This window comes from Nocardioides plantarum, assembly GCF_006346395.1.
GTDB lineage: Bacteria > Actinomycetota > Actinomycetes > Propionibacteriales > Nocardioidaceae > Nocardioides > Nocardioides plantarum.
On sequence record NZ_VDMS01000002.1, the window covers coordinates 649,784 to 665,433 of the forward strand.

Here is a 15,650-nt window from a genome sequence, read left to right on the forward strand (position 1 = left end):
AGGCCCCACTCCGGATGCGGAGCGGGGCCTCGTCGTACGGCGGGGTGAGCGGAGGTCAGCGGGCGGCGGAGCCCTCGACGTAGTCGGAGTCGGCCTGCTGCCACGAGAAGTGCGCGCGCAGCTGCTTGCCGGTGGCCTCGATGGAGTGGCCGGCCTCCTGCTCGCGCAGCCTGTTGAACTCGACGGCGCCGTTGTCCTGGTCGGCGATGAAGCGCTTGGCGAAGGTGCCGTCCTGGATCTCGGCGAGCACCTCCTGCATGCGCGACTTCACCGAGGCGTCGATGATGCGCGGGCCCGAGACGTAGTCGCCGTACTCGGCGGTGTCGGAGATGCTCCACCGCTGCTTGGCGATGCCGCCCTCCCACATCAGGTCGACGATGAGCTTGAGCTCGTGGAGGACCTCGAAGTAGGCGATCTCGGGCTGGTAGCCGGCCTCGGTGAGGGTCTCGAACCCGGCCTGCACCAGGTGCGACACGCCGCCGCACAGCACGGCCTGCTCGCCGAAGAGGTCGGTCTCGGTCTCCTCGGTGAAGGTCGTCTTGATGACGCCGGCGCGGGTGCCGCCGATGGCCTTGGCGTAGGACTTCGCGAGGTCCCAGGCGGTGCCGCTGGCGTCCTGCTCGACGGCGATGATGTCGGGGATGCCGCGGCCGGCCTCGTACTCGCGGCGCACGGTGTGGCCCGGCGCCTTGGGTGCGACCAGGATGACGTCGACGCCGGCGGGGGCCTTGATGTAGCCGAAGCGGATGTTGAAGCCGTGGCCGAAGACGAGGGTGTCGCCCTCGGCGAGGTGGGGCTCGATCGACTCGGCGTAGACGTGGCGCTGCACCTGGTCGGGCGTGAGGATGACGACGACGTCGGCCTCCTCGACGGCCTCGGCCACGGTGCGGACGCTGAGGCCGGCCTCCTCGGCCTTGGCCTTGCTCTTGGACCCCTCGGCCAGGCCGACGCGGACGTCGACGCCCGAGTCGCGCAGGTTGAGCGCGTGGGCGTGGCCCTGCGAGCCGTAGCCGATGACGGCCACGTTCTTGCCCTGGATCAGGGACAGGTCGGCATCGGCGTCGTAGAAAATCTCAGCCACGAGGGCTTCTCCTTCTGGTTGGGGTGCACGGGATCGAGCGGGTTCGAGCAGTTCGAGCGGGTTCGAGCGAGGCGGTCAGCCGGCGTGGGCGGGCGCGACCGGGACTGCGACCGGGCGCTGGGAGCGCTCGGAGATGGAGCGGGAGCCCCGGCCGATGGCGACCTGGCCCGACTGGACGAGCTCACGGACGCCGAAGGGCTCGAGCATCGTGAGGAAGTCGGCGATCTTGCCGGCGTTGCCGGTGATCTGCATCGTGATCGCGTCGGGCGCGATGTCGATGACCTTGGCCCGGAAGAGCTGGACGATCTCGAGCACCGAGCCCCGGGTCTCGACGCTGGCGCCGACCTTGACCATCACCAGCTCGCGGGTGACCGAGGTGGTCGGGTCGAGCTCGACGATCTTGATGACCTCGACGAGCTTGTTGAGCTGCTTGGTCACCTGCTCGAGCGGCGAGGAGTCGACGTTGACCACGATCGTCATCCGCGAGACCTCGGGATGCTCGGTCGGGCCCACGGCGAGCGAGTCGATGTTGAAGCCGCGGCGGCTGAAGAGCCCGGCGATGCGGGCCAGGACGCCGGGCTTGTTCTCCACCAGGACGGAGAGGGTGTGCGTCGTCATCCGAGGTCCTCAGAGGTCGTTGTCGTCGAAGTCGGGGGCGAGGTCGCGGGCGTACTTGATCTCGTCGTTGCTGGTGCCGGCGGCGACCATCGGCCACACCATCGCGTCACGGTGGACCCGGAAGTCGACGACCACTGGGACGTCGTCGACCTCCATCGCCTTGCGGATCGTGGCGTCGACGTCGTCGGGCGACTCGCACGACAGCCCGACGCAGCCGTAGGCCTCGGCCAGCTTGACGAAGTCGGGGATGCGCTTGGAGTGCAGGTCGGTGTTGGAGTAGCGCTCGTTGTAGAACAGCGTCTGCCACTGCCGGACCATGCCGAGCGACTCGTTGTTGATGATCGCGACCTTGATCGGGATGTCGTTGATCGCGCAGGTGGCCAGCTCCTGGTTGGTCATCTGGAAGCAGCCGTCGCCGTCGATCGCCCACACCGTCGTGTCGGGCATGCCGACCTTGGCGCCCATGGCCGCCGGGACGGAGTAGCCCATGGTGCCGAGACCGCCGGAGTTGAGCCACGTGCGGGGCTTCTCGTACTTCACGTAGTGCGCCGCCCACATCTGGTGCTGGCCGACGCCCGAGGTGTAGATCGCGTCGGGCCCGGCGATCGCGCTGAGCCGCTCGATGACGTACTGCGGCGACAGGGCGCCGCCGGCCGGGGTGTCGTAGCCGACCGGGTAGGTGGCCTTGACCCCGGACAGGAACGCGACCCAGCCCTCGTAGTCGCCGGTGTTGCCGGCGTCGGCCTCGGTGCGCAGCGCGGTGAGGAGGTCGAGCAGCACCTCGCGGACGTCGCCCACGATCGGGACGTCGGCGTGGCGGTTCTTGCCGATCTCCGCCGGGTCGATGTCGGCGTGGATGACCTTGGCGCCCGGGGCGAACGAGTCGAGGTTGCCGGTGACGCGGTCGTCGAAGCGGGCCCCGAGGCTGATGATCAGGTCGCTCTTCTGCAACCCGGCCACCGCCGCCACGGTGCCGTGCATGCCGGGCATGCCGAGGTGCTGGGGGTGGCTGTCGGGGAAGGCCCCCAGCGCCATCAGCGTCGTGACGACGGGGATGCCGGTCAGCTCGGCGAGCGCCAGCAGCTCGCGCGACGCGTTGGCCCGGATGGTGCCGCCGCCGACGTAGAGGACGGGCTTGCGCGCCTCGAGCAGCAGTCGGGTCGCCTCACGGATCTGCTTGGCGTGCGGGCGGGTCACCGGGCGGTAGCCGGGCAGGTGGATCTCGGAGGGCCAGTCGAAGGTCGTCTCGGCCTGCAGCGCCGACTTGGCCACGTCGACGAGCACCGGACCGGGCCGCCCCGTCGAGGCGATGTGGAAGGCCTCGGCGATGGTGCGCGGGATGTCGGCCGGGTCGGTGACCAGGAAGTTGTGCTTGGTGATCGGCATCGTGATGCCGCGGATGTCGGCCTCCTGGAACGCGTCGGTGCCGATCATGGCCGCCCCGACCTGCCCGGTCACGGCCACCATCGGCACCGAGTCCATGTGGGCGTCGGCGATCGGCGTGACCAGGTTGGTCGCCCCCGGCCCCGACGTCGCCATGCAGACCCCCACCCGGCCGGTCGCGGCGGCGTACCCCTGCGCGGCGTGGCCGGCGCCCTGCTCGTGGCGGACCAGGATGTGGCGGATGCTGGAGTCCATCAGCGGGTCGTACGCGGGCAGGATCGCTCCCCCCGGGATGCCGAAGATCGTCTCCGTGCCGGCCGCCTCGAGGGCCTTGATCAGGCTCTGCGCGCCGCTGATCGTCCCGCTCGTCTCGGTACTCATTCCGCTCGGTCCTCTTCCGTGGTGCTGCTCGGGGCTGGTCTCGGGGCAACAAAAAACCCCTCGGCCACAGCGGCGACGAGGGGTGACGTGCTGACTGATCGGATCAGTCGGCACGTCCCTGGGGTACGAGAAGGTCTTGACGCATGACGCCACCGTAGCCGCGCGACCCTCGGGGCCGTAGAGGAGTCTGCCACGGTCCCACATGGTGGGACGTGGGTCTTGGTGGATGGACTTGCGGGTGGTCGCCCTTCGCGCCCCCGGACGCCACGGCGACCGGGGCGCGGCACCTCGACCTCTGAGGTGGCGGGACAGGCGTTTCGAGATCACCGTCGGCGGCATGTCAAGGCGATCACCCACCACCTCAGGGCGAGCTGGGTGGCCGCCTCACCCCAGGTTGTCGTCGTCTCTCTTGGCCCATCGAATCTCGGCATAGGCGGTCTTCAGCTGACGTCGTGTTGAGCGCAGGTACCAGACGGCACCGATACATCCCAGCAGGAGGACCCGCGAGACCCACCTCATCCTGCCCAGCCCGGACGAGCCCCACGTCGAGGAAGGCCAGCTCAGCACATCGATCAGCGCCCACAACCAGAACCCCGTCATGGTCAGCGCTACGACGATGACGGCGAGGACCACGACCTGCGCCGAGGTCACGAATGCCAGCGCTTCCGGGGTGAGTTGTTCACGCACCTCGCGGAGCGTAGTCATAGCCACTCCGCACGTCCTCGACCAGGGACGTGCAGGGCGCATCTGGCCGACGTCCAAGCCGCTGTGATGAGGTGGAAGCGGCGACCAGCTCAGCCCTCATCTCGCTTGTCGACACGGGTTCATGGTGGCAGCCCCACTTGTCAGCACCACGCACTGTCAGCACCAGGGACCTCTCGCCAGCTCGCTCCTCTCTCAGTGCTGCCCGGTCGGACGCCTCGTGCCAACTGGGAGGATCCGTCTGTGGAGCGGATCGAGGCAATCGAGGCAACGATGGCGGCGGTGTTCAAGACACGGGGGTTCCGCACACGCGCACGCAATTGGTTCCGCTCGACGAGAAGTGGCGACTACCAGGTGATCAACCTTCAAAGGTCTACCTGGGGCAGCGGTGATCTCTACGTGAACCTTGGATGGGATCCCGCCGCTGGTGGTGCCGCGTTCCGGCCCGCGTATCGCTGTCTTTTCAGCGTCCGAGCCGAGGAGCTCGACGTCGGTGGGGTCATCCACAGGATCCGGCCCGACGGAGCAACGAAGCTCGAACTTCCAGGGACCAGCCTGCTGGGATCCGAGATCTACGAAGCGACGCCCAAGGACCAGCTCATGAAGGAGGTCGTCCAGGTCGTGGCAGAGCCACTCGCCGACCTCATGGACAGCACCACGACGTTTGCGGACCTGGCACCCCTCATCAACAGCCGTCCCGTCCTGAAGTCTGTCCAGCTTCGCAACCACATGAGGTCGCTGGGGTCCCCACTCTCCTAGTCAGCCATGCCCGTTGCGCGCCACGGTCGGGCGGAGCCAGCGATGCAGGGTGGCCTCACAGGTCGCCTCTACGACGACGACGGAGAGAGAGCCCCGAAGATCGAGTCGGCGACCTACTCCACCATGTCGGCAACATCGTCGACGTCGGCGACCACGACGGTTCGGGCATCCTCGATCAGTCGCTGGGCCAACTGCTCAGCAACGGTGTTCTTGCCGCCGCGATAGGTCCGGTGAGGATCACCAGGTGTGCCATCACGGCTGACCGTCACGCGGTTCTGCCGCGCCGCAGTCGCCAGATCTCCGGCACGCGCGGGCGCATCCGAGGGGTCATCACGGCCGTCACTGTGCGAACACTCTTTCGAATGTATGCAGTCTGATGTACACTCGACCCATGCCCACGCTCACCCGGACCGTCAGCAGCGACCCGCTGCTCGCGTCCGTGCGCGCGGGTCGTGACGCCGAGGCTCGCGACCAGGTGGTGACGCTGACGGCCGTGCTCGACTGGGCCGCGGTCAACGTCGCCGACGACGCCGAGACTGCTGAGCTGCTGGACCCGACGGTCGAGCCCGCCCTGCACCTCGGCGGGGCGGGATGTCCGGTGATCGGTGAGTTCGCCGCTCTCGACCTCGCGCTGTCGTTGGGCATGACCTCCGACGGCGGGCGGGCCTACCTCGGCAAGGCCCTTGAGCTGCGTCACCGGCTGCCCCGACTGTTCGCCCGCGTCGTCGGGCTCGAGGTCTCGCTGTGGAAGGCGTTCCGGATCGCCGAGCAGACCATCGCGCTGCCGCCCGCGGGCGCCGAGCACGTCGATCGCGTGATCAGCCCGTTCCTGCACTCGTGCTCCTGGGCCCAGGTCGATCGTGCCGTCGATGCGGCGCGCGCTGCCTATGACCCCGCTGAGGCCGAGCGACGCCGGGTGGCCGCAGCCGAGGACCGCCACGCCACCCTCGACCTGTCCTGCGCCACCACCTCCGGGACCATCGACCTGCGCGCCACCCTCGACCTCACCGACGCGCTCGACCTCGAGACCGCCCTACGCGACGGTGCGCAGACCCTGGCCGACCTCGGTTCGAGCGAGCCCCTCGACGTACGCCGCTCCCAAGCCCTGGGCGAGATGGCGCGTCAGCAGCAGGCGCTCGACCTCGAGACCGGTCAGCTGACTGGCGGTGGTGGACGGGGCGTCACCATCTACGCCCACCTCGACGCTGCCGACCTCGAGCAGCCCGGCACCGTCGACAACACCCAGAGCCCCGTGCTGATCGAGCAGATCCGCCAGTGGTGCCAGACCGCAGGCACCAAGGTCACCGTCAAGCCCGTCATCGACCTCGCCGCCGACCCGGCCGTCACGACCTACCGGCCCTCCGAGGCCATCCGCGAGCAGGTGGAGCTGCGCGACCGGACCTGCGTGTTCCCCGACTGCGGCCGACGCCGGGTCGACCTCGACCACGTCATCGCGTTCGCCTCCGGTGGACCGACCACCGCACACAACCTCGCCATGCTCTGCCGGCGACACCACCGAGCCAAGACCCACGGCCACTGGTCCTACGTCGTGCTCGAGCCCGCCCGCTACGAGTGGACCAGCCCCACCGGCGCCACCGTCATCGTCGATCGGCGACCACCCCACCACCGACGACCCTGACCGCCCCGCACCCCGCCACCCACCAGGGAGGCGGGGCTGTGGGCGTGCTCAGCCCGCGCGATGGACGACGAGGACGGCGCGGTCGTCGTCCTTGGAGCCGACCTGGGTGGCCAGGCGCTCGGCGGCGCCGACGAAGCTGCCGCGCAGGATCGACTCGGCCTCGCCGAGCATCCGGTCGATGCCGAGGTCGATGTCGCGGCGGGGCTCCTCGACCATGCCGTCGGTGTAGAGCAGGACGGCGTCGCCGACGCCGAGGCGGCCGCGGGCGACGTCGAAGTCGGCGTCGTCGATGAGCCCGAGCACGGGGCCGTCGGTGCGCAGCACCGACCAGCGGCCGGGACCGGCGAGGCGATGGACGGCCGGCGGGTGGCCGGCGGTGCGGACCTCGAAGTCGCCGGTGGTGAGGTCGAGCCAGAGATGGATGGCCGTCGCGAAGCCCTCGTCCCAGTCCTGGCGCAGGAGGTAGGCGTTGGCCGCCGGGAGGAACCCGTCGGCGGGGAGCGCACCGATGAGGCCGCCGAAGGCACCGGACAGCAGCAGGGCGCGGGTGCCGGCCGCCTCGCCCTTGCCGGAGACGTCGACGACGACGATCTGGACGCTGCGGTGGTCGGGCGCCTCGGCGGCGACGATGAAGTCGCCGGCGAACGCCGTACCGCCGGCGGAGCGCAGCGCGGACTCGACGGCCCAGCCCGGGGGCAGGCCCGGCAGCCGGCCCTGGTCGAGGATCCGGTCGCGCAGGTCGACGAACATCGTCTCGCCGCGCAGCCCGGCGACGCCGAGGCGGGTACGGCGGAAGCTGGTGACCAGCACGACCAGGGCGATCGAGAACTGCACCGCGGTCGCCCCGAGGGTGCGGGGGGTGATCGACTCCTGCTGGCTGACGCAGTAGGTCAGCAGGGCCATGTCGTAGAGGACGAACCAGGGCAGGGTGCGCGGGCCCAGCAGGATGCTGCCGAGGACGACGGGCAGCATCAGGCTGGTGAACGGGGTCTGCTCGGGGAAGTAGGTGACGAGCACGGCGACCGTGGTCGAGAACAGCACCAGCCCGACGGCCATCTGGTTCTCGATCGTGTGGCCCCACCGGCGCAGCCGTGTCAACGCCCGACGCAGGGTCACGCTGCGTGCGGGACGAGTCGCCAGCGCCGTCGCGGTCATGGGTGGTGCCTTCTGAGCCAGAGGGTGGGGGGAGTTCCAGCCGGTGCTCACCCTACGGCGCGCGAGCGGAACACGGGCTGACATCGCGAACACCAGAAGATGTTGCGCCCCTCGAGCACGGCGGTCGAGACCCGACGCTGGCAGACCAGGCACGGCTGGCCCGTGCGGCGGTAGACGTAGACCTCGCCACCGTGGTCGTCGCGTCTCGGGTCACGGCCCATCGCCTCGGGCGTGTGCTCGGGCCCGACGGTGTCGATGCGGCCGGTGCGCACGCCCTCGGCCATCAGGACCACGAGGTCGTCCCAGATGGACTGCCACTGGCCGACCCGCAGGGTGTTGCCGGGACGCAACGGGTGCAGCCGTTGCCGGAAGAGGACCTCGGCGCGGTAGACGTTGCCGACGCCGGCGAGCACGCCCTGGTCCATGAGCAGAGCCCCGACGGGCTTGCGGCTGCGGTGGATCCGGTGCCAGGCCCGGTCGGGATCGGCGTCGGCGCGCAGCGGGTCGGGACCGGACCGACCGATCACCGCAGCGCGCTGCTCGGCGGTCACCAGGGCGCAGGTGATGGCCCCGCGCAGGTCGGCGTACGCCGCCCCGCCGGGTCCGGAGCGAGCCAGCCGCAGCCGCACCTGGCCGACCGGCGGCGGCACCGCGTCGACCGCGGCGTGCACGGCGAAGGTGCCGATCAGGCCGAGGTGCACGTGGACGAGGGCGCCCGCCTCGGAGCCGTCGTCGAGGTGGACGAAGAGGTGCTTGCCCCAGGACTCCGCACCGACGAGGACCGCACCGTCGAGGAGCGCGGCCTCGTCGGCGAAGCGGCCCTGGGGGCTGCTGACCGCGACGACGCGGCCGGCGAAGGCGGCGGTCAGGTCGAGGGCGAGCCGGTGCAGGGTGTGGCCCTCGGGCATCGGGGCGTCCTCAGAGGTCGGGGTTGGCCGGGACGCGCGCCGACTCGGGCAGGGGCGGCAGGCCGCCGCCCGTCTCGTAGGTCGACAGCTGCCCGATGCGCCGGACGTGCCGCTCGTCACCGCTGAACGGGGTGGCCAGGAAGACCTCGACGAAGCGGGTCATCTCGTCGAGCGTGTGCAGGCGCCCGCCGACCGAGACGACGTTGGCGTCGTTGTGCTGGCGGGCCAGGGTCGCGGTCTCCTCGGACCAGGCCAGCGCCGAGCGCACGCCGACGACCTTGTTGGCCGCGATCTGCTCGCCGTTGCCCGAGCCGCCGATGACGACCCCCAGGCTGTCGAGGCCGTCGGCCTGCTCGCGCGCCACCGCCTCGGCGGCGCGCAGGCAGAAGACGGGGTAGTCGTCCAGCGCGTCGTGGACGAAGGGGCCGTGGTCGACGGGCTCGTAGCCGTGGGCGGTGAGCCAGCCGGCGAGGTGGTCCTTGAGCTCGAGGCCCGCGTGGTCGCTGCCGAGGTGGACGCGCATGCGCGCAGTCTCCCAGACGAGCCTGGGTGATCGGCTCCGGGAGCCTCTCGGGCCGCCTAGGGTCGGCGCGTGCGTCGCTCCTCTGTCCCTCGTCCCCTCCCCCGCGTGCTCGCCCTCCTGCTCCCCCTGACCCTGGTGGTGGGCACGGCCGGCTGCACGGTGGGCGACCCGCTGGCCAAGCCCGACCTCGGCAAGGCAGAGGTCACGACGACCGCAGCGCCGGGCGAGAAGGACCCGTACGCCGAGTTCGGGGCCGTCCAGCGCGTGCTCGACGAACGAGCACGAGCGTTGCTGGGCGGGGACCGCAAGCGGTTCCTGGCCACCGTCGACCGTGACAACAGCAAGCTGCGTCGCCGGCAGGCCGCGATGTTCGACAACCTGCAGGTGCTGCCGCTCACGAACGTCTACTACGGCGTCGAGCGCACCGCGCTGCTGGCCGACCCGGTGCGCGGTGGTGGCCACGCCCTGCGACCCGTCGTGGTCGAGCACGTCCAGCTCCGCGGGGTCCACCAGCGACCCGTCTCCAACGACGTCACGATGACGTTCGTCCAGCGCCGAGGCGGCTGGGTGCTCGGGAACGAGCGCGAGGACCCGCTCTTCGCCGCCCAGTTCCGCCCCTGGTACGGCACCCGCATCGAGACCGCGGGTGATGCCGCGCTGCTGGTGATGACCGACGAGGACGCCGAGGTGGGCGCCGACGAGCTGCTCGGGCAGACCCGCTCCGCCCTCGCCTCGGTCACCGGGGTGCTCGACCAGGAGCCGGCCGCGCCGCTGCTCGTCGACGCCACGTCCAACGGGGCCGCTACCGAGGTGAGCAACGCCTCTGGCGAGGACGCCGCCGCCGTGTCCTTCACGACCTTCGGGTCCAGCCGCCTCGGCGGCGACTACACCGGGGTCGCCGGCGCGGTGGTCAAGGCCAACCCCGACTACGTCTCCCAGCTCGTCGAGGACGACGAGACCCTGCGTCACGAGCTGACCCACTACGTCCTGAGCGGCTACGGGAACAGCAACCCCCAGTGGGTGACCGAGGGCATCGCCGAGTACGTCGGCTACCGGCCCGGCACCCTGGCGGACTCCTACATCGAGGACGCGGGCCTCGAGCGCCGCATCGACGAGCGGGAGGTCCGGCTGATCCCACCCGGACGATGGGGCGACGACCCCGAGCTCGACTACCTCAGCGCGGAGGCGTTCGCCGAGTTCCTCATCAGCGGCTACGGCCTCGACGACTACCTCGAGATGATGGACCTTTTCCGGCGCATGGGCCGCTCCCGGTCCGTCGTCTACGGCGAGGGCATCGTCGACGACGTCCTCCGGCGGGTCTACGACCTCGAGGCCGATCAGGTCGCCCGCGGCGGGTTCGAGCTGCTGCGGGGGCTGTGACGCCTGTGCGGTGGGCCCCGCAGCGTCAGTGCTCGCGCAGGAAGGCCGCGACCGACTGCATCAGCGGCTCCGCCGCACCGTAGGCCCGGTGGTGTCGCCAGAACCCGTGCGGCTGCCCCAGCCACCGGGTCGCCACGACGGGCACGCCGGCCTCGGCGACCAGCCCGGCCAGCCGCTCCCCCTCGTCGCGCGCCGGGTCGTGCTCGGCCGTGGCGACGTACGTCGGCGGGAGGGTCGCGAGTCGCGGCGAGGACAGCGGGGAGAGGTCGGGGTCGGTGAGGTCCGGATCGTCGCCGGCGTACTGCCGCCAGTACCAGGCGACCTCGGCGGCCCCGAGGCCCGACGTCTCGCTGCGGTGGGAGTCGGCGACGGCGCCCGGGTCGAGGAAGGGGTAGATCAGCGCCAGGGCAGCGAGGCGGCCCGGGTGGCGCAGCGCCGCGACGAGCACAAGCTGGGCTCCCGCACTGTCGCCGTGGCCGTACGCCGGCCCCGCCGGCACGCGGTCGTCGCCCGAGTCGAGCCACCCGAGCACGGCGTCGAGGTCGTGGACCGCGGCCGGGTAGGGGTGCTCGGGCGCGAGTCGGTAGTCGACCGAGAGCACTGCTCTCCCGACCCGGTTGGCCAGCCGGCGCGCCGGCTCGTCGTGGACCTCGACGTCGTTGAGGACGAACCCGCCGCCGTGCACGTGCACCACGACGCCCGGCTGCGCGTCGGCCGGCACGTAGAGGCGGCAGGGCACACCGGACCCGCCCTCGGCGCCGGGGACGGTGACGTCGACGACACGAGCGACGTCCTCACGCGGCAGGGACGCCGCGTGGGCCCGGGCCGCAGCGCGCGCCGCCGGGACGTCGTACGACGGATCGTGGACGGGCAGGTCGCCGGCGGCCGCGTCGACGGCGGCCCGGGCGTCGGGGTACAGCACGGGCTCGGGGCTCGGAGGGTCAGCGCTGCATGAGCGCGTCGAGGCCGACCGCGACCGCTGCGGCGACCCGGAAGTCGATGCGCGCCGGCACGGTGACGGTGTACTTGTCGCGCACGCTGGCCTGTCGCTCGACCTGCAGCAGCGTGCTGCCGTCGGTGGCCTTGAAGTCGAAGTGGATCGGCAGGAACGGGATGTCGGTGAAGCGCCGGATCAGGGCCACCGCGTTGCTGCGCTCCTGCCCCACCCCGGCGTAGCCCGGGCCCTCGAGGTGGAAGGTCGAGCGCAGGATGCTCTTGCCGAAGTCCTTGCGGAAGAACCCCAGCTGCTGGCCGTGCTCGTCCTTGATGTCGTAGCCGGCGTTGAGGTCGATCTTCTTGCGGGCCTTGAAGCTGAACACCGCGCGCGACTTGGACTCGTCGCTGTAGAAGGTGACCTCCTCCTTGAACGCCAGCCGCTTCTGCTGGGCCACCGCCATCAGGTCCCCGAAGGAGCCGTCGGGGTTGGCCGCCCACACCTCGTAGCGGTTGGTCGTCATCGCGAACTTCTGCTTCACGAAGAAGCCGGGCAGGTAGATCTCGTCGGTCATGACGGCGAACCTATCGGGCCCGGTCGGCGTACGCCGACGAGTCCGGGCTCACGCGCCGCCGAGGCGCTCCAGCTCCTCGTCGACGACGGCGACGTCGAGCTTGGTGAACACCGGCGTGGGCTTGTCGACGGGGGTGCCGGGGACCAGCGGGCGGCGCTGCCACGCCGGCACGCCGGTGTAGTCGCCGGTGATGACCGGGTAGCCGGGGCCGCCGTCGAGGTCGTCGACCTCGTCGATGCGCGGCAGCGGGGCGATGTCGCCGGCGCCGCCGAAGGTCGCGTCGACCGCGTTGGCCGAGAACGGCAGGAACGGCGAGAGCACCAGGTTGAGATCGCTGACGCACTGGGCGACGACGTGCAGGATGGTGCCGAGCCGCTCGCGCTGGTCGTCGCCCTTGAGCTTCCAGGGCTCGGAGTCGGAGACGTACTTGTTGACCTCGCCGACGACGCGCATGGCCTCGCCGATGGCTTGCTTCTGGCGGTGCCGCGCGATCAGGTCGCCCACGACGCCGAACGCCTGCTCCGAGGCGGCCAGCACCGCCTCGTCGGCCTCGGTGAGCGGACCCGCGGGCGGGATCTCGCCGAAGTTCTTGGCGATGAGGGTCGCGGTGCGGTTGACCAGGTTGCCCCAGCCGGCGACGAGCTCGTCGTTCGTACGCCGGACGAACTCGGCCCAGGTGAAGTCGCTGTCCTGGTTCTCGGGGCCGGCGGCGGCCACGAAGTAGCGGAACGCGTCGGGCTGGTAGCGGCTGAGCAGGTCGCGCACGTAGATGACCACGCGGTTGGACGAGGAGAACTTCTTGCCCTCCATGGTCAGGAACTCCGAGCTGACCACCTCGGTCGGCAGGTTGAGCTCGCCGTAGGTGTGCGGCTCGCCACCCCGGCTCCCCTTGCCGTTGTAGGCGAGCAGCTCCGCGGGCCAGATCTGGCTGTGGAAGGTGATGTTGTCCTTGCCCATGAAGTAGTAGGACAGGGCCTCCCCCTCCCCGTCGGGTGCAGGGTTCCACCACTGGCGCCACGCCTCGGGGTCGCCGCTGCGGCGGGCCCACTCGATCGACGCCGACAGGTAGCCGACGACCGCGTCGAACCAGACGTAGAGCCTCTTGGTCGGGTCGTCGCGCCAGCCGTCGAGCGGGACGGCGATGCCCCAGTCGATGTCGCGCGTCATGGCGCGGGGGCGGATCTCCTTGAGGATGTTCTGGCTGAACCGGATCACGTTGGGGCGCCAGGTCCCGGAGGCCTCGCGCTCGTCGAGCCACACCTTGAGCGCGTCGGCCAGGGCCGGCAGGTCGAGCAGGATGTGCTGGGTCTCGACGAACTCCGGCGTCTCGCCGTTGATCTTCGAGACCGGATTGATCAGGTCGGCGGGATCGAGCTGGTTGCCGCAGGTGTCGCACTGGTCGCCGCGGGCCCCGGCGGCACCGCAGATCGGGCAGGTGCCCTCGATGTAGCGATCGGGCAGCGTGCGTCCGGTCGAGGGCGAGATCGCGCCCTTGGTCGTCTGCTCGACGAAGTAGCCGTTGTCCCAGACCCCGAGGAAGAGCTCCTGCACGACCGCGTGGTGGTTGCGGGTGGTCGTGCGGGTGTAGAGGTCGTAGCTGAGCCCCAGCGCCACGAGGTCCTCGGCGATGACCCGGTGGTTCTGGTCGGCGAGCTCCTGCGGCGACAGGCCCGCCTCGTCGGCGGCGATCAGGATCGGGGTGCCGTGCTCGTCGGAGCCCGAGACCATGAGCACGTCGTGTCCGGCCATCCGCGAGTAGCGGCTGAAGACGTCGGAGGGCACGCCGAAACCGGCGACGTGGCCGATGTGGCGCGGACCGTTGGCGTACGGCCAGGCGACGGCAGACAGGACATGGGTCATGGACCCAAGGCTAGTGAGCAGGCGCCACCGGGTTGCCCGTGGGCACGCGCAGCGGCCCGCCGCCGGGCTCGACCGCCTCCAGGACCTCGACCTCGTCGCCGGCCCGCAGCACCACGCCCGGGCTGTCGGGCACCAGGTTGACCCCGAACCAGGCCTTGCCGTCGTACCGGCGCAGCCGGGCCAGGCTGGCGATCGGCTCGCGCTCGCGCAGCCCGGTGTCGGGGTCGATCGTCGTCAGCACGCACCGCGCACAGCCCTTGACCGCCCGGAACGTCGCCCCGCCGATGCGGACCACGCGCCAGTCGTCCTCGCTCCACGCCGGGACCCCGCTCACGACCACGTTGGGCCGGAACCGGGACATCGGCAGCGGCTCGCGCCCGGTGGGGGCGTTGGCGAGCACCTCCTCGTCGAGCGCGGCCAGTGACTCCTCGGTCGTCACGAGCAGGGGGTAGCCGTCGGCCAGCGACACCCGGTCGCCCGGGTCGCCGAAACCGCCCGGGAACGAGCCGCTGGTCCGTCGTCGGGTCGGGTCGTCGAGGTGCACCAGCCGTACGTCGACCCCGAGCGTCGCGCTGAACCACGCGTCGGCCGCGGGCCCGGCCGCGGCGGCGGTGAAGGACGACGAGAACAACGACACCGCGACCTGCGTGGTCGGCTCGGGGGTCTCGACCTCGACGGGGTCCACCCCGGGCGCCGTCAGGCGTAGCCCCGTGGGGGTGATCTCGGGGTGCACCAGCACCAGCCGGTTGACCTCGCGCGCCGTGACCGCCGTGCCCGAGGCGTCGACCAGCATCCAGCGTCGGTCGCCGGCCAGCCCCTGGGGCTCGACCACCGCGGTCTCCACGGTCTCGCCCCGACAGGACTTCACGGGGTAGCGGTGGAGGGAGGTCAGGGTCGCCGGCACGGGGTCGAGCCTAGGCGGGGTCGGCCTGTCGCTGCGGCGGTCTCGACTCGCGGTGACTGCGTCCCCGCGGCTCGACCACCGTGGGTCCACGGTCGTCGAGCCGGGCGAGCCCCGGCGAGCCCGAGTCGAGGCGCCCGCAGCGACGTACCGACCTCAGCTGAAGTCGAGCGACCCCGTCCGCGACCGCTTCAGCTCGTAGAAGTAGGGCACCTTCGCGACGGCGACGCAGCCGTCCCAGAGCAGCCCGGCGTCCTCGCCGCGCGGGATGGCCGAGAGCACCGGGCCGAAGAAGGCCGCGCCCTCGAAGGCGATCGTGGGGGTGCCGACGTCGTCGCCGACCTGGTCCATGCCGCGGTGGTGGCTCTCGGCGACCGCGGCGTCGTAGGAGGTGTCGTCCATCGCGTCGACGACCTCGGGCTCGAGGCCGGCCTCGGCGAGGGACTCCACGATGATCTGGCGGCCGCGGTCGGCCTGGTCCTTGAGCGAGCGGCCGTCGTGGTGGATGCGGGTGCCGAGGGCGGTGTAGAGGGGCAGCAGCACGTCCTTGCCGTGCTTCTGCTCGGCGGCGATGCAGACCCGCACGGGGCCCCAGGCGGGCGCCAGGAGGTCGCGGTACTCCTGCGGGATGTCCCGGTCCTGGTTGAGGTAGGCCAGGCTCATCACGTGCCAGGTGACGCTGATGTCGCGCACCTGCGCGACCTCGAGGATCCACCGCGAGGTGATCCAGGCGAACGGGCAGAGCGGGTCGAACCAGAAGTCGGCGTTGGTGGTGTCCCCGGTGGGGGCGGTGTCGGGGGTGGTCTCGGTGGCAGTCATGTCGACACTCAACCACCGCGACCGTCGGGGGCT

At 71.1% G+C, this 15,650-nt stretch carries 16 protein-coding genes; 3 read left to right on the forward strand and 13 right to left on the reverse strand.

Annotated features, from left to right (window positions below; translation table 11 throughout):
• Positions 1-55 precede the first annotated feature (55 nt).
• The 4 genes from ilvC to FJQ56_RS15050 form a co-directional block, all read right to left on the reverse strand.
• Positions 56-1,081 carry a ketol-acid reductoisomerase gene (gene ilvC, locus FJQ56_RS15035; protein WP_140010352.1) on the reverse strand — a complete coding sequence of 342 codons (1,026 nt, stop codon included), beginning with the start codon at positions 1,079-1,081 and terminating at the stop codon, positions 56-58.
• A 75-nt stretch (positions 1,082-1,156) separates the two neighbouring features.
• A complete protein-coding gene (gene ilvN, locus FJQ56_RS15040) occupies positions 1,157-1,699 on the reverse strand; it encodes an acetolactate synthase small subunit (protein ID WP_140010353.1) in 543 nt (180 codons plus the stop codon).
• A 9-nt stretch (positions 1,700-1,708) separates the two neighbouring features.
• Complete coding sequence (locus FJQ56_RS15045; RefSeq protein ID WP_140010354.1) at positions 1,709-3,463, reverse strand: acetolactate synthase large subunit; 1,755 nt, start codon at positions 3,461-3,463, stop codon at positions 1,709-1,711.
• 384 nt (positions 3,464-3,847) lie between these two features.
• On the reverse strand, positions 3,848-4,150 hold the full coding sequence (locus tag FJQ56_RS15050; protein ID WP_140010355.1) for a hypothetical protein: 303 nt from the start codon (positions 4,148-4,150) through the stop codon (positions 3,848-3,850).
• Positions 4,151-4,408: 258 nt separating this feature from the next.
• Between FJQ56_RS15050 and FJQ56_RS15055 the strand changes: the two genes are divergently transcribed.
• The gene (locus tag FJQ56_RS15055; RefSeq protein WP_170215418.1) at positions 4,409-4,924 is read left to right on the forward strand and encodes a DUF4304 domain-containing protein; all 516 of its coding nucleotides are present in this window, start codon (positions 4,409-4,411) and stop codon (positions 4,922-4,924) included.
• 113 nt (positions 4,925-5,037) lie between these two features.
• Here FJQ56_RS15055 and FJQ56_RS22205 read toward each other — a convergent pair whose 3' ends face one another.
• Positions 5,038-5,193 (reverse strand): hypothetical protein, encoded by a 156-nt coding sequence (locus FJQ56_RS22205; protein ID WP_170215419.1) that lies wholly within the window; start codon positions 5,191-5,193, stop codon positions 5,038-5,040.
• A gap of 122 nt (positions 5,194-5,315) precedes the next feature.
• On the opposite strand from FJQ56_RS22205, the gene FJQ56_RS15060 reads away from it, so the two are divergent.
• Entirely contained in the window at positions 5,316-6,563 is a 1,248-nt protein-coding gene (locus FJQ56_RS15060) for an HNH endonuclease signature motif containing protein (RefSeq protein WP_140010357.1), read from the forward strand.
• A gap of 48 nt (positions 6,564-6,611) precedes the next feature.
• On the opposite strand, the gene FJQ56_RS15065 is transcribed toward FJQ56_RS15060, so the two are convergent.
• Genes FJQ56_RS15065 through FJQ56_RS15075 form a run of 3 tightly spaced genes read right to left on the reverse strand, consistent with a single transcriptional unit; the run spans position 6,612 to position 9,149 of the window.
• Positions 6,612-7,718 carry a PP2C family protein-serine/threonine phosphatase gene (locus tag FJQ56_RS15065; RefSeq protein ID WP_140010358.1) on the reverse strand — a complete coding sequence of 369 codons (1,107 nt, stop codon included), beginning with the start codon at positions 7,716-7,718 and terminating at the stop codon, positions 6,612-6,614.
• 47 nt (positions 7,719-7,765) lie between these two features.
• Positions 7,766-8,626: an Fpg/Nei family DNA glycosylase gene (locus tag FJQ56_RS15070; RefSeq protein ID WP_140010359.1), complete on the reverse strand. Its 861-nt coding sequence runs from the start codon at positions 8,624-8,626 to the stop codon at positions 7,766-7,768.
• Positions 8,627-8,636: 10 nt separating this feature from the next.
• The gene (locus FJQ56_RS15075) at positions 8,637-9,149 is read right to left on the reverse strand and encodes a ribose-5-phosphate isomerase (RefSeq protein WP_140010360.1); all 513 of its coding nucleotides are present in this window, start codon (positions 9,147-9,149) and stop codon (positions 8,637-8,639) included.
• A gap of 69 nt (positions 9,150-9,218) precedes the next feature.
• Here FJQ56_RS15075 and FJQ56_RS15080 point away from each other — a divergent pair, with 69 nt between their 5' ends.
• Positions 9,219-10,529 carry a hypothetical protein gene (locus FJQ56_RS15080; RefSeq protein ID WP_140010361.1) on the forward strand — a complete coding sequence of 437 codons (1,311 nt, stop codon included), beginning with the start codon at positions 9,219-9,221 and terminating at the stop codon, positions 10,527-10,529.
• A gap of 25 nt (positions 10,530-10,554) precedes the next feature.
• Here the strand turns inward: FJQ56_RS15080 and FJQ56_RS15085 are convergent, their stop codons facing one another.
• The 5 genes from FJQ56_RS15085 to FJQ56_RS15105 form a co-directional block, all read right to left on the reverse strand.
• On the reverse strand, positions 10,555-11,451 hold the full coding sequence (locus FJQ56_RS15085) for an alpha/beta hydrolase (protein WP_140010362.1): 897 nt from the start codon (positions 11,449-11,451) through the stop codon (positions 10,555-10,557).
• A 19-nt stretch (positions 11,452-11,470) separates the two neighbouring features.
• On the reverse strand, positions 11,471-12,037 hold the full coding sequence (locus FJQ56_RS15090) for an LURP-one-related family protein (protein ID WP_140010363.1): 567 nt from the start codon (positions 12,035-12,037) through the stop codon (positions 11,471-11,473).
• 48 nt (positions 12,038-12,085) lie between these two features.
• A complete protein-coding gene (metG, locus tag FJQ56_RS15095; protein ID WP_140010364.1) occupies positions 12,086-13,897 on the reverse strand; it encodes a methionine--tRNA ligase in 1,812 nt (603 codons plus the stop codon).
• A 10-nt stretch (positions 13,898-13,907) separates the two neighbouring features.
• Entirely contained in the window at positions 13,908-14,801 is an 894-nt protein-coding gene (locus tag FJQ56_RS15100) for an MOSC domain-containing protein (protein ID WP_140010365.1), read from the reverse strand.
• A gap of 153 nt (positions 14,802-14,954) precedes the next feature.
• Positions 14,955-15,617, reverse strand: a complete 663-nt coding sequence (locus tag FJQ56_RS15105; RefSeq protein WP_140010366.1) for a mycothiol-dependent nitroreductase Rv2466c family protein — start codon at positions 15,615-15,617, stop codon at positions 14,955-14,957.
• Positions 15,618-15,650 lie beyond the last annotated feature (33 nt).